Origin of the sequence: Pontiella sulfatireligans, from assembly GCF_900890705.1 — a bacterium.
GTDB classification, from domain to species: Bacteria; Verrucomicrobiota; Kiritimatiellia; order Kiritimatiellales; family Pontiellaceae; genus Pontiella; species Pontiella sulfatireligans.
Genome location: NZ_CAAHFH010000001.1, coordinates 1,242,741 through 1,256,682, shown reverse-complemented (window position 1 = coordinate 1,256,682; position 13,942 = coordinate 1,242,741). Strand labels below are relative to the sequence as shown.

Annotated in this window: 6 protein-coding genes; all 6 read left to right on the top strand. The window is 52.9% G+C overall.

Annotated elements, in window-relative coordinates:
* Window positions 1-95 precede the first annotated feature (95 nt).
* The 6 genes from SCARR_RS04340 (at window position 96) to SCARR_RS04315 (ending at window position 13,936) form a co-directional block, all read left to right on the top strand.
* Window positions 96-4,670: a sulfatase-like hydrolase/transferase gene (locus SCARR_RS04340; protein ID WP_136060290.1), complete on the top strand. Its 4,575-nt coding sequence runs from the start codon at window positions 96-98 to the stop codon at window positions 4,668-4,670.
* Between the two features lie 30 nt (window positions 4,671-4,700).
* On the top strand, window positions 4,701-8,357 hold the full coding sequence (locus SCARR_RS04335; protein ID WP_136060289.1) for a sulfatase-like hydrolase/transferase: 3,657 nt from the start codon (window positions 4,701-4,703) through the stop codon (window positions 8,355-8,357).
* Window positions 8,358-8,840: 483 nt separating this feature from the next.
* The gene (locus SCARR_RS04330; protein WP_136060288.1) at window positions 8,841-9,905 is read left to right on the top strand and encodes a hypothetical protein; all 1,065 of its coding nucleotides are present in this window, start codon (window positions 8,841-8,843) and stop codon (window positions 9,903-9,905) included.
* Window positions 9,906-9,928: 23 nt separating this feature from the next.
* Entirely contained in the window at window positions 9,929-10,660 is a 732-nt protein-coding gene (locus SCARR_RS04325) for a hypothetical protein (RefSeq protein WP_136060287.1), read from the top strand.
* 160 nt (window positions 10,661-10,820) lie between these two features.
* Complete coding sequence (locus tag SCARR_RS04320; RefSeq protein ID WP_136060286.1) at window positions 10,821-12,197, top strand: NosD domain-containing protein; 1,377 nt, start codon at window positions 10,821-10,823, stop codon at window positions 12,195-12,197.
* Between the two features lie 122 nt (window positions 12,198-12,319).
* Entirely contained in the window at window positions 12,320-13,936 is a 1,617-nt protein-coding gene (locus SCARR_RS04315) for a sulfatase family protein (RefSeq protein ID WP_136060285.1), read from the top strand.
* The last annotated feature ends 6 nt before the right edge of the window (window positions 13,937-13,942 follow it).

Below are 13,942 nucleotides of genomic sequence, written 5' to 3'. Positions count from 1 at the left end.
GCTTTGCTGGTAACAATAGAAAATCTGAACGACGATAGTGTCTCGGAGTTGTTAAGGCTCCGGCGAGGAAGAAACCAAATTTGAAACGGGATCATATGAAGAAACGTGTTTGTTCAATATTAATGTTTGCTGCGGTTGCGACCGTTGCTGTTGCGGGGTCGCGTCCTAATATTATTCTGGCCATGGCCGATGATATGGGGTGGGGGGATCCCTCGTACAATAGCCTGCACGTTACCTATACCGATGGAACACCGCACCCGGACCAGGGCTGGATCAGCACTCCGACCATGGATGCCATGGCGGCGAGCGGGATTCGTTTTGACCGCTTCTATTCGGCGGCTCCCGTCTGTTCCCCGACCCGGGCGAGCTGCCTGACGGGCCGCAACCCCTATCGGCTTGGCATTACCAAGGCGAATGTCGGACGGATGGGGCTGGGAGAAACACCGCTGTCTGAAATCCTTTCAAACGCCGGCTACCGTTGCGGTCATTTCGGCAAATGGCATGTTGGAACTTTGACCACGCTTCGGAACGATGCCAACCGCGGGGCGCCGGGGAACACATCGGTCTATTCCGCTCCATGGCACCACGGGTATGACGTCTGCTTTGCGACGGAATCAAAGGTGCCGACTTGGCATCCCTACCGCGTTGCCGAAAACGGAGCGGCGTTGCCGACCAGCTTCGATGATCCGAATTTCTTTGGAACGCACTATTGGCGCATGCCCGTTGACGGGGACTATGCCAACGCCAAAGAGGGTGATCCCGTTCCTGTCGATGAGATAAACAACGCGGTGGACGGCGATGATTCCCGGATGCTTGCCGGGCAGGCCATCAATTTTATTCGCAGGTCGGTAAGCAACTCCGAACCGTTTTTTCTCGTTCTCTGGTTTCATACGCCGCACAAACCCCTCGTGGATCCCAATGGAGTTGAGGCGATCGATTCCAGCGCGGCCTGCAAGGCGGCTATCGAAGACATGGATGAGGCGCTGGGCATGGTGCGTGACGAACTGACCGCCCTTGGTGTGCGGGACAACACCATGTTCTGGATGACCAGTGACAACGGACCGGAAAAAGGGGTCGATTCTCCGAATGAAACCGACGTGAACCGTCCTTTGCGCGCCGGCCTTTTCCGTGACCGTAAGCGGTGGCTGTATGATGGCGGCGTCCGTGTTCCGGGCATTCTGGAATGGCCCAATGTAGTGACTAACAATTTTGTCACGGATTATCCGGCGGTCACGAGCGACTATTATCCCACCATTCTTGATTATCTTGGTCTGAGTGCGCCGACCCAGCGACCGCTGGATGGTATTTCACTGCGTCCGGTGATTGAGGGCACGGCCGTTGCACGACCGAAACCGATGGGCTTCCTCTATCCAGGTACTGCGTCATGGGTGGCGGATCGCTACAAAATCATCAGAGTTGATGATCCAACCACTTCCGCTCCCGCGACCGATGGCTGGGAGCTGTACGACATGGACAACATCGAATACAACGCAGATGTTGAGACCAATGCAATCGCGACGGCATCCACGATTGGTTCGCAAACGCCGGAAATCCAAGCGGTCTATAATTCCATGATTGCTGAATACAATGCATGGCGATCTTCGGTAAGTTCGGATTCGTCCTATATTTACGCTACTCAGCCCACGGTTGTGCTGTCCACTGCGTCAGACAGTGCGCTTTTGCCATTCACGGTGTCGGCGCAGTTCAGCGAAGCGGTTCAAGGTTTAGGGGAGAGCGACTTTGTCATCGAAAACGGTTCGATAACCAATTTGATCGGAGATGGAACCAATTGGACGTTTATGGTTGTCCCCGAGGCGGATGGCGCCGTTAAGGTTTCGTTGCCGGAAGGGGCCGCCTTCGATGCGGACGGTACTCTCAGCGCTAAGGCAAATACCCTTTCCGTGCTGTATGGACTTCCTTTCAATGGCGAGTTGGTGGAGACCAACCTAACTCAGGTTGTTTGGCAAACCGTCGATTATGAAGGCAATGTTCCGGGTAATCTGGACAACAATCTGGAAAAGTTTTTCAGTCCCTATGCAACCACGTTGTATGCGCGAGGCAATGGTTCGATTCCCTTGCGCAGGACACGGGCATTTACCCGATTCGATCTTTCCGCGTTGGCCGGCAAGACGATCACCTCCGCACACCTTGAGTTTAATGGATATTCCCTGAACGATAATACGGCGGCGAATCTGGAGGTGGTTGCCCTCGCATCGGATTGGGCTGTGTCCGGCACGCCGTTGCCCACCTTTGATCATGCCGCGGTCGGCAGTGCGGTAAGCGGCGGAAACATTATTACCGACCTCGGTTCCGGCAATGCCAAGGATTACAGCGTGGATGTAAGCGACATGGTGGCCAACTGGGTTTCCGGAACATGGACCAACTATGGGATGCGGATCCAGCTTTCCGATTTTACCGCGGACAATGGCTTGGGGGTCAAGACTTCGGATACGGGCGCAATTCAACTTTGCGTCAGTGTGTATTCGGAAACTACAGGATTGCAACTTTCGCCCGCGAGCGAACTGGCGATGCGTCTGGAGGCTCCGGCCGCCGTGGCGACGAAGCCGATTGACATATCCTTTGTCTACGGATCGGACAGTAATAATCTAGAAATCACCTCGGTCGATGTGATTCAGCAGCAACATGCCGGTGCGTTCCGGGTGGTGGACTTTTCCGTGCCGCAGACGCTCACCAGTCCGGCCCCGGCTACCGTTCCGCTGAACATTGAGTTTAATGTGGCTGGCACCGGTTTGCTGGAGGGGCAAACCTCAACGGGATTGGTTCAGGTGGTATGGAACGAAATCGGCGGGAGCGACTGTACGAATTCGATTGCGGTCACGGCTTCCTACGAAGCGCACATCGACGAGAACAGCTTGTTGCATAACAACTTCGATGGCGACAGCTCCAATGACATCGGCCCCGGCTTTAAAATAAGCTCCATCAACGCTCCGCAAAATACGGGGCTTGCAGATGCATCTACTGGAGTGATTTCGTTTTCCGCTCCTTCGGACAGTCGTCCTAACGTTACCCTTATATCCACGAGTGCGCTGGATCTGAGCATGAATGAAGGCTTCACCGTGATCTGGGATCTCGGGAGTATTGTGTCCGATGCGTTCTCTATCAGTAAAAACGGTCTGTTCCTTGGAGTGCAGAACAACAATAGCGATGCTTGGAACAATTTGACTTCACTGGGGCTTGGTATCAGAAGTTCTGCCGGAATCGGTGATCTGGATCTTATTTGCAGCAAAAGCGGCACCAAAGGCTCCGAATCTCCCCTTTTGGCATTGGGAGCTCTTACCGATGCGTCTATACAGGATGGGTTTAGAGCCATACTTACCGTAAACAACGACAATACATGGACTGTGTCAACGACGGGCTTGAGCACCAACGTTAACGCCAGCGGAACCTTGGGAACGGTAACCTATAGTGATCTGGCCGGCTCGCTCTTCGCCAGCACAGCGCTGCAGTTAAACAAAGACGATGCTTTGCACACCCTTACCTATAATTCGGCATCCGTTTTGGCGGTTGTTGATGAACCGGCGGCCTTGTTGCTGTCGCCCTCCGACCAGCTGGATATTGATTTGCTTGAACCGGCCACCTTGGCGACTGGAAGCGTGGATGTGGCCTTTTCCTATGGATCCGGGGGCCAAAACGTACAAATCACTTCGGCAACCGTAACTGAGCAACAGCATGCCGGCGTGTTCCGAGTGGTTGGTTTTTCGGGGGTGGAACTTACGGATCCGGCTTCCGGTGAAACTCTGAATATTGAGTTTGACGTGGCCGGCACCGGTCTGACGGGCGGTGAAACGTCCACGGGTCTGCTTGAGGTGGTCTGGAATGAAATCGGCGGGGAGAACAACACCAGCACGCTGCCGGTATCCGCCACAGTTTGTGCTCCGGGCGTTATCTGGACGGATGGACTTTCTTTTCTTGGAGGCGACAACCAAAACAACATCAGCATGGAAGGCGTGCTGATTAAGGCGGTCAACCTCGGCGGTAATCTCGGGGACCTCGATGTCGTGGTCGACAAGGGCACCGCGTCCGAAACCATTACGTTTGTGGACGAGATCGCGCTGTTCCCGAATAGTGCCTACGATGCCGTGAGTCCCGGCACCAGCGACGACAACTGGAACAGCGTGATCTTCCGTTCTGACTATAAAGGCAATGAATCTCCCTTCGAATTTAATCTTTCAGACCTGATCATCGGCTGGAAATACCAGGTTGAGTTTTTTGTTTGGGATACGCGCAATAGCTCGATTGCCGACAGAACGTATACGATCGATGACGGAGAGGGGAACTCTTCGGCTGTTCATACGCAGGCAGATGGTGTAAGTGTGATTTGCACGTTCACTGCCGATGCGGAAACGCAAACTTTCCGGATCAGCCAGAGTGCCGGAAGCCCGTCCATGAATGCCTATGTATTGCGCGCAATCAGTAATGCCGGTGTTCCGGGGGCAGTGGTTCAGGTTCGTGTCGGGATTGGTAGCAGTATCAATCTTTCTGCCAGCAACCTGAATGCTTCGACCATATACACGCTGCAGGGGCGAACCAACCTTCTGCAAGGGATTTGGGAGGGCATCTCTTCCACAACGGGGGTAACCCAGGCGGACTGGGTCGACCTCGCGTCCACAAACGGTTCAATGTTCTACCGGATCCATGCATTCCCGTAATTCGAAAAGTTGACAATTAGAAGAGATGCCATGAAAAAATATGCTTGTTCAATTTTGATGTATGCAACTGTTGCGATGGCCGCCGTTGCATCTCCGCAACCCAATATTATCCTGGCGATGGCCGATGACATGGGGTGGGGCGACCCCTCGTACAACAGCTTGCACGTCACCTACACCGACGGAACGCCGCATCCGGATCAGGGTTGGATCAACACCCCGACTCTGGACGCGATGGCGGCGAGCGGAGTTCGTTTCGACCGTTTCTATTCGGCGGCTCCGGTCTGTTCTCCGACCCGGGCGAGCTGCCTGACGGGTCGCAATCCCTATCGGTTGGGGATTACCAAGGCGAATAAGGGGCACCTGGAAATGGATGAGACCCCCCTTTCGGAAATCCTTTCGGCTGCGGGCTACAGTTGCGGGCATTTTGGCAAGTGGCATCTGGGTACATTGACCACCCTCCGCTATGACTCCAACCGGGGAAAGCCCGGGGAAACAGCGAACTATTCCGCCCCCTGGCACCACGATTACGATTCCTGCTTTGTGACGGAAGCGTCTGTGCCGACTTGGCATCCCTACCGCATACCCGTAAACGGAACCCCGCTGCCGACCAGTTTTTCCGATACGAATTTCAACGGAACGCATTACTGGCGCATGCCGACTGCGGATTATGAAACCGCCGGAGAGGGTGATGTGGTCCCGGTTGAATATGTCAACAATGCCGTGGACGGCGATGATTCCCGTATGCTTGCACGTGAGTCCATCGATTTCATGCGCAGTGCCGTGAGTAATTCCGAACCGTTCTTTCTCGTGCTTTGGTTCCATACGCCGCACAGGCAGCTGGTCGATCCTGAAGAGATTGAGGATGTTGAATCCAGTGATGCTTTAAAAGATGCCATCGAAGATATGGATGAGGCGCTGGCTATGGTTCGGAACGAGTTGGGCGTTTTGGGAGTGCAGAGCAATACGATGTTTTGGGTCACCAGCGATAACGGTCCGGAAGATGGAACGGACTCGCCGAATGAAATCGATCCAACCCGTCCGTTTCGTTCTGGACGTTTTCGCGAGCGCAAGCGGTGGCTGTATGACGGCGGCATTCGCGTTCCGGGTATCCTGGAGTGGCCCAATGTGGTGACCAATGCGTTCGCGACGGATTATCCGGCGGTTACGAGCGACTATTATCCCACCATTCTCGACTATCTCGGACTGAGCGCACCCACCCAGCGGCCGCTCGATGGTGTTTCTCTGCGGCCGGTGATCGAAGGTGCGGCCGGTGATCGGCCGAAACCGATGGGATTCCTCTATCCCGGTACGCAATCGTGGGTGGCAGACCGCTACAAAATTATCAGTATTGATGGCACGACAGATGGGTGGGAGCTATACGATATGGATAACACCCCCTTCGGCGAAGATGTCGAAGAAAATGCGTTGGCTACGGCATCCACTATCGGCACGCAGCCTCCGGAATTACAGACGGTTTATAATTCCATGATTGCAGAGTATAATGCGTGGCGGTCTTCGGTCGATGTGGATTCCGCCTATATCCATTCCTCCCAGCCCACGGCCGAGTTGGCCTCCCCGTTCGATACCGTTGTCGGGCCGTTCTCCGTTACGGTGGTGTTCAGTGAAGCGGTCAGTGGACTGGAAGAGAGCGATTTTGTCATCGAAAACGGTTCGATAACCAATTTGACAGGAGATGCAACCAACTGGACGTTTACCGTTGTTGCCGCGGCGGACGGCACCGTTACGGTTTCGCTGCCTGAAGGCGCGGCGTTCGATGTGGACGGCAATCCCAGTGCCGAGGCAAACAGCCTTTCTGTTTTCCATGGCGTTCCCCCGGGCGGCGAGGTGGTGGGAACCAACTTGATCCAGCTCGTTTGGCAAACCGTCGATGCCGATGGCAATGTCCCCGGAAACCAGGACAACAATCTGGAAAAGTTTTCCACTCCGGAAGGAGCCTTCACAACTACGCTTTATACGCGTGGTGCTGGAACGAGTCCCCTGCGGAGGGTGCGAATCTTCTCCCGGTTCGATCTTTCCGCTTTGTTGGGCAAGGCGGTCACCTCGGCCTATCTTGAATTCAACGGCTATTCCCTGAACGACAACACGGCCGCGGACCTGGAAGTGGTGGCCTTGGCATCGGATTGGGCGGTGTCCGGCACGCCGCTACCCACCTTTGAACACGCCACGGCAGGCAGTGCGGTGAACGGCGGCAGCATTATTTCCGATCTTGGTTCCGGCCTGGCCAAGGATTACAGCGTGGATGTAACCGAAATGGTGGCCAACTGGGCTTCCGGGACATGGGTCAACCATGGGCTGCGGATCCAACTCGCCGATGTGGCAGCAAACAATGGACTGGGCATCAAGACTTCCGGAATGGGAGCAATCCAGCTCCGCGTGGCGTTTTTGACGGAAGCCAGTGAGTTGCAGCTTTCTCCGGAAAGCGAACTGGCGATCAGCCTGGAAGCTCCCGCCACTGTGGCCACGGGTACAGTCGACGCCTCCTTTATCTATGGTTCGGATAGCAACTATGTGGAAATCACGTCGGTTGAAGTGATCCAGCAACAACACCCCGGTGCGTTTCGCGTGGTTGGTTATACGCCGCCTATGGAACTTACGGATCCGGCACCGGCGAGCGAGACGCTGTACATTGAGTTCGATCAGTCCGGTACAGGGCTGGCGGAGGGGCAAAGCTCGACGGGACTGGTTGAGGTTGTCTGGAATGAAACCGGCGGGAACGCCTGTACGAATTTGCTTCCGGTTGTACTTTCCTATTTCGCGCACATCGATGAATCCTGTCTGCTGCAAAACAACTTCGATGGGGATGGCTCGAACGATATCGGGCCGGACTTTGAAATACAGTCCATCAACAATCCACAAAACACCGGTCTTTCGGATGCCTCCACGGGAGTGGTCTCTTTTTCCGCGCCTTCGGACAGCCGTCCCAACGTGACCCTCGTGTCTTCGAGTCCGTTGGATCTGAGCGCCAATTATAGTTTCACCGTGACGTGGAATCTCGAAAGCATTGCATCCGATGCGTTCACTATCAGCAAGAACGGCCTGTTCCTTGGGGTGCAGAATAAAAAAGACGATGCATGGAACAATGTGACTTCTCTGGGTATTGGTATCAGAAGTTCCGCCGGTGCCGGTGATTTGGATCTCGTCTATGGGAAGGGCGAAAACAAAGGTTCCGAGTCTCCCCTTTTGGCGTCAGGCACCCTCGCCGATGCATCGATACAGGACGGGTTCACCGTTGCATTGACAGTTAACTACGATAATACGTGGAGCGTTTCAACAACGGGGTTGAGCACCAATATCAACGCAAGCGGAACCTTGTCCCATGTGACCTACAGCGAAGTGGCGAGCACTCTTTTTGCAAGCACGGCGTTGCAGTTGAATAAAAACGTTGCCTTACACACCCTCACACACGACTCCGTATCCGTCACCCTGCCTGTGGAGGGAGCGGCTTCGTCTGCAATTCTGCAGATCGATCTGGCCAGCGGAGGCATTCTGAACATTGGGGGCAGTAACCTGACCGCTACGGCCACCTATATGCTGCAGGGCCGGACGAATCTTCTCGAAGGGATCTGGGATGATATTGCGACCACAACTGGGGTAACCCAGGCCGGCTGGAACGAGCTGGTATCGACGAACAATTCGATGTACTACCGGATTCATGCATCCCCGTAATTCGAAAACGAAAATATAATTTTCAGGATATGGTTTGTCTCCGTTGTCCTGCTATCCAGCCGCTGGGCCGTATGAAAACGCCTGAGAACAACGGAGCTGATGTTGAAATATTGCGAGATGGAACCATTCAACTGAATGTAGGAATTGTGCCCCTGTTTTAATCGTGTGGCACTTGTCCAAATTCCAGCAATCAACAGGTAACAAGATTGACGGCATTTACGAGGTGTCGCACTTGTTGACGGCTATCATCTATCACTTATTTCCGGTCGGCGTGAATACGTTAAACGGGAAAACTTCACCTGTTCGGGAGGCGGAGTCGATGAAGGGGTGTTGTGCTTAAGCATCGCAATGCTCCAATGAGCGCCAAAGGCAGGAAAAAGCGAAGGAAAAGAAAGTTATACGTATTGAGAGGTTGTTGTGAGAAATAGCAGAAAATCTTTCGGAGTGGTTAAGGGAGCGTCGAGCGGGTTCATGATCAGTCTGTTGATTCATGCCGCGGCTTTTCTGTTGGCCGGCATGCTCGTGGTGTTTACGGTTCAGCACAAGGAAGAGAAAAAATTTGTGCCGCCCAAGCCGGTTGAGCGACCAAAGATGAAGCTCAAGAAGCCGAAAGTTAAGGTTAAGAAAACGGCAAAGCCGAAGGCGACCACACGTATTGTAACCAAAGTCATGCGGGCCTCGATGCCGGATATTCAGCTTCCGGAAATGAGCGGGATGGGTGATGGCATGGGCGGTGGGGGCGGTGGATTTGAATTGGATATGGATTTTGGAAATCTGACGGCTCTGGGATCGACGAGAAGTATCGGGAACGATCTAGAAGGTACGTATTGGGATCTTAAATTTACCCGGGGAGGAGTCTTCTCTCCAATGGAGGGTGAGGAGTGGAGGGAAATTTTTCATAAATTTTTCCGGACATGGAACACTTCGATTTTTTCAAAGTATTATCGTTCTCCCCAAAAGTTATATACGACGTTTTTGGTGATGCCTCCGACTATTTCAGCTCTCGCCCCTGTGGCATTCGGCATGAGTGATGACATGGCGTCCGGCGGACATTGGGTTGTGTACTACAAAGGTAAGATTTACCACAAAGAAGGGATAACCTTCCGGTTTTGGTTGGGAGTTGATGATTCGCTTGCTATTCGCATCAACAAAAAGGTTGTGGTTGCAGGATCGTTTATTAGTCCAGAGGATGGAGAGAGTGAGCGCGCTCCCAAGATGTACCGCAGCCTGTGGGAATCAGAGTCGATGGATTCCGAAAAATATGTGATTGGATCTTCACTGGCCACGGTGGGGGATTGGGTTACGCTTGAGCCCGGGGTTGAATATGATATGGAGGTGGTAATCTCTGAAAATGCCTCCAGTGGTGCATCGTTCATTGTCGCTGTGGAGGAGCAGGGTGTTGAATATCCGGAAAATTCACAGGGAGGACCCATTCTGCCGATTTTCAGGACGTCTGAACTTTCTCGTGATCAATTGGATATAATTTATAAAAACCTGTGTGAAGACGAGGTGTGTTGCACCAATGGACCAATATTCAGGGATTTTTGATTGATCGTAAACAAGGTGTTCATATGAAGGGCAAACATTTGATTAGAATAATTTTTGCGACCGTCTTTGCTGCTGGTGCCTGCTTTTCACAACATGCGTGGCAGCTTAATGATGGGGAAACATTTGAGAGTGAGTTTGTGAAGGTGCTCGGTCGGGAGGCTTTATTCCGAGGCGCCGATGGCAGGAACGTCAAGGTTCCGCTCGATCAATTCTCTCCAGAATCACGAAGGCTAATCGAGTTGGAGAAACCTCCTGAGCTTGAGTTTTCCTTTGTCAATATCAGTGATAAGAAAATTTTCCCGGCCGGAATTAACGAAAAGACCCAGCGACCTGCGGAGATGCGTTGTCTGTATGGAGTCAAGATCAAACAAAGGAGCGCCGGAAAATACAATTATGAACTTAAGCTGGAGCTTTTCGTTATTGGCCAAGAGCGGCTTGGTGATAAATATATTTTACTTGATAGCAATGAGGCCGATTTTTTGCTGCCCGAAGAGAACGGCAGAAGATTTGAGTTTCGTAGTGATAGAGAGGTGGTTTTGCAAAACTATACGGATAATGATGATATCCGTGGAGAGAAGTATTATGGGTTTTTGGCCATTGTGACGGATGAGAGGGGGGAAGAGGTTGGCATGCGTGCATCGCATGACTGGCTGTATGAAAACATTGGGAACCTCAGGAATCTTTCAATCAACAACTATATGGATGATGCCTGTCTGCGAACGTTTCCGACCCGTCCGAAATCCACTCGTTACTAGGGAATGCAGACAACGAGGGTGCTGCTGACCTTCTAAACAATAATTAAACGGGTGCTTGTGAGCAATGCAATGAATTGCCGGTTGGCAGGACCCAATGTATTGATGGTATATGCGGATCCGGGAAACGGTGAATGAAAACCACGTGAAGGACGGTCGAGTCATGAAGAATTTGGCATTTGGAATTGCTGTTGGAGCACTGTTGTTGGGGCCGGTTGCAGCGACACTGGCCAAACCGCTCCAGCCCTTGGGGGAGTTGAAGGTCTCGAAGGAGCGCTTTGCCACGGTTGAGGTGCTGACCGACCACGGCAAGTTTGAATACCATTTGGACAATACCGGCGAACGGGATGTGTCGGCGGCGTTGCAGGCAATCTTCGACAAGACTGCCTCGCTCAAGGATACCTCGGCGACGTTCAGTTTTCTTCCGGGTGTTTACCACATCGACGCGCCAATCACGGTAAATCTGGTTTGCCTTGAGCTTCGTGGCAACGGCCATGGTGGACAGGATATCCATGGGATGAACCTGAAGAGCGGCACCATCTTCCGGTTCGGGAAGAATACGGGGCCGAATTGCATTACGTTCCAGCAAACAGGGCATTCCAAATCGTTCCCCGCCGGAGAATCTCCCTGGAGTTATAAAAACAGCAAGGTGTTCGTCAACGGCATGACGTTCGTGGGCTACAACAATACCGACGTTGATACCGCGAAAGGCTATAGCCGCTTCCGCGGTGACTCGCCTAACTTCCGCGGCCTGAATTGGTATCCGGCCAAGGGGCGGTACGGGAACGTTGAGAAAGAAGGGCAGCGGGCGTTGTTTTTCCCAAAGCTCAAAGGGAAAGGCCGGGCCAAGAACGAAATGCTCAGAGTCCACAACTGTGTATTTACCGATCTGTATGTCGGGATCGAGACGGAATACTGCGACGTCTGCTACATTACCGACAGCTGGTTTGCGCAGATGGTCTACGGCATTCGGTTCAAAGGCGGTTCCGCCGTGGCCATGATTGAAAACAACTGCTTCGCCGATTTGGAAACCGGGGTGATTATCGGCTCAACAAAGGCCTCGAACCTGAACGGAAACGGCTTTGCCTACGTGAGCAAATGTTTTGAAATGCACGACATCAATGATTCGACGATCAGCAACAACACGCTTACGAATTGGAAGCTTTCAACGGGAGCGGCCGCCTTTGGCGCGTTTTGCCACATTGGCAAATCGAAGAACCTGGTGATGACCGGCAACAGCCTTAAGCAGGAGATCGATTCCCGTGCCAAGACTCGGACGGTGGATGAAAAACCAAACGGGCGAGCGTTCATCAACATTGAAAATTCCACGAATCTAATGTTTGCGAACAATGTCGTGAATACCGTCCAGTCGCAAACGGTCGTGCGTCTGCACAATGTGAGCAGCTCGGCAATCGTCGATAATCTGATCACCTTTGGCGAAGACGGGAATGCCGTTGCACAAACCGGAAAAAGCTCCGGCAACTTTTATCGGCCAGTTGATCCTGAAAAATCCGCGCCGTTTGACGATTTTCGTAAATAGATTCTTTTTCACATACATGGGAAATGAAAACGACCCCGTGTCCAAAGTTGCGGGTTCTTCAGGTATTCATAGCAGATGGCTTTATTACGAAGTGAGCGAATTTGATTGGAAAGGAATATGAAATGAACCGAAAGATAATCATTGCGGTGCTGGCAACTGTTTCTGTCGTTGCGTGCACGCAGGCTGAAAAGCCGAATATACTGTTTGTCATGTGCGACGACCATGCGACGGCGGCGGTCGGCACCTACGGTGGCCGGTTGGCCAATCTCAATCCCACGCCGAATTTGGATCGTTTGGCCGGCAAGGGCATGGTTTTCGAGAATGTCTACTGTGTGAATTCGATCTGCACCCCCAGCCGGGCATCGATCATGACCGGGCAATATTCCAATCGCAACGGCGTGCTGGATCTCTACAGCTCGCTGCCGGCGGAGAAGAGCTATCTTTCGCGGGAAATGCAGCGGGCGGGATACGCCACCGCCGTCGTCGGCAAATGGCACTTGAAGGAAGATCCCGCCTATTTCGACTATTTCGCAGTGCTCCCGGGACAGGGCGAATATCATGATCCCATCCTGCATGTCAGCGAAGGGGGAACTCCGGAGTTGATCCGCTTTGACAGCACGCTGTCCAAAACGATTCCCGTTATCCATAAGAAGGGGCATTCCTCCGATGTTGTGACGGACGTTTCCTTGGAATGGCTGGAGAATGGGCGCGACAAATCCAAGCCGTTTTTTCTGATGCACCACTTCAAGGCGCCGCACGATCTGTTCGAGTATGCCAAACGCTATGAAAACTATTTGGCGGATGTGGAGATCCCCGAGCCGGTGAACTTGTATGACCAGCCCGGGCCGTATTTCGGTTCCGTTGCCACGCGTGGGAATAACTTTGGTTCAAGCGTTTCCGGTCGCACGAAGAAGGGGTATGCGAGAAAATGGGCGAAGGACATTGCAAAGATGACAGACGGCAAGACGCTGACCGAAAAAGAAAAGACCCATGAGGCTTATCAGCTCTATTTGAAGAAATATCTTCGTTGCGTCAAGGGCATCGACGATAACCTGCAACGCATCCTCGACTATCTGGGAAAGAACAACCTGATGGACAATACGGTGATTGTTTACACCAGCGACCAAGGCATGTGCCTGGGCGAGCACGACTTTATCGACAAGCGCTGGATGTATGAAGAATCCATCCACATGCCCTTCATTGTTCATTATCCGCCGTTGGTTAAAAAGGGCGCACGCAACGACTGGCTGCTCAACAACACGGACTTTACGCCAACCTTGCTGGAACTCGCTGGAGTCGAGCGCCCGGATTATATGCAAGGGCATAGCGTTGTCGGGGCGCTCAAGGGGCAGGCGGAGCCGAAGGACTGGCGGACGGCCACCTACTACCGTTACTGGATGCACATGGCGCATCATCGGAATCCGGCCCATTTCGGAATCCGCACCAAGCGATACAAACTGATCTTTTTCTACGGGACGGACTACACGGATATCTACAAAGGAAAGTCCGTGACCAAGTATGGCGGCAACCGTTTTGCCCCGGACACCCCGGTTGCATGGGAACTTTACGACCTCGACCGCGATCCAAACGAAATGCATAACCGTTACGCCGATCCCGAATATAAGGAAATTATCCAAACGCTAAAAGGAGAGCTGGCCACCCAGCGGCTGGATCTGGGTGATACGGACAAGGTCTATCCCCGAATCAGGAAAATTGTTCAGGAAAATTGGAACCTTTGACGATGA

What these genes read in the sequence shown, in the direction of transcription:
- SCARR_RS04340 (WP_136060290.1), top strand. Translation starts at nt 96, where the DNA reads ATGAAGAAACGTGTTTGTTCAATATTAATGTTTGCTGCGGTTGCGACC.
- SCARR_RS04335 (WP_136060289.1), top strand. Translation starts at nt 4,701, where the DNA reads ATGAAAAAATATGCTTGTTCAATTTTGATGTATGCAACTGTTGCGATG.
- SCARR_RS04325 (WP_136060287.1), top strand. Translation starts at nt 9,929, where the DNA reads ATGAAGGGCAAACATTTGATTAGAATAATTTTTGCGACCGTCTTTGCT.
- SCARR_RS04320 (WP_136060286.1), top strand. Translation starts at nt 10,821, where the DNA reads ATGAAGAATTTGGCATTTGGAATTGCTGTTGGAGCACTGTTGTTGGGG.
- SCARR_RS04315 (WP_136060285.1), top strand. Translation starts at nt 12,320, where the DNA reads ATGAACCGAAAGATAATCATTGCGGTGCTGGCAACTGTTTCTGTCGTT.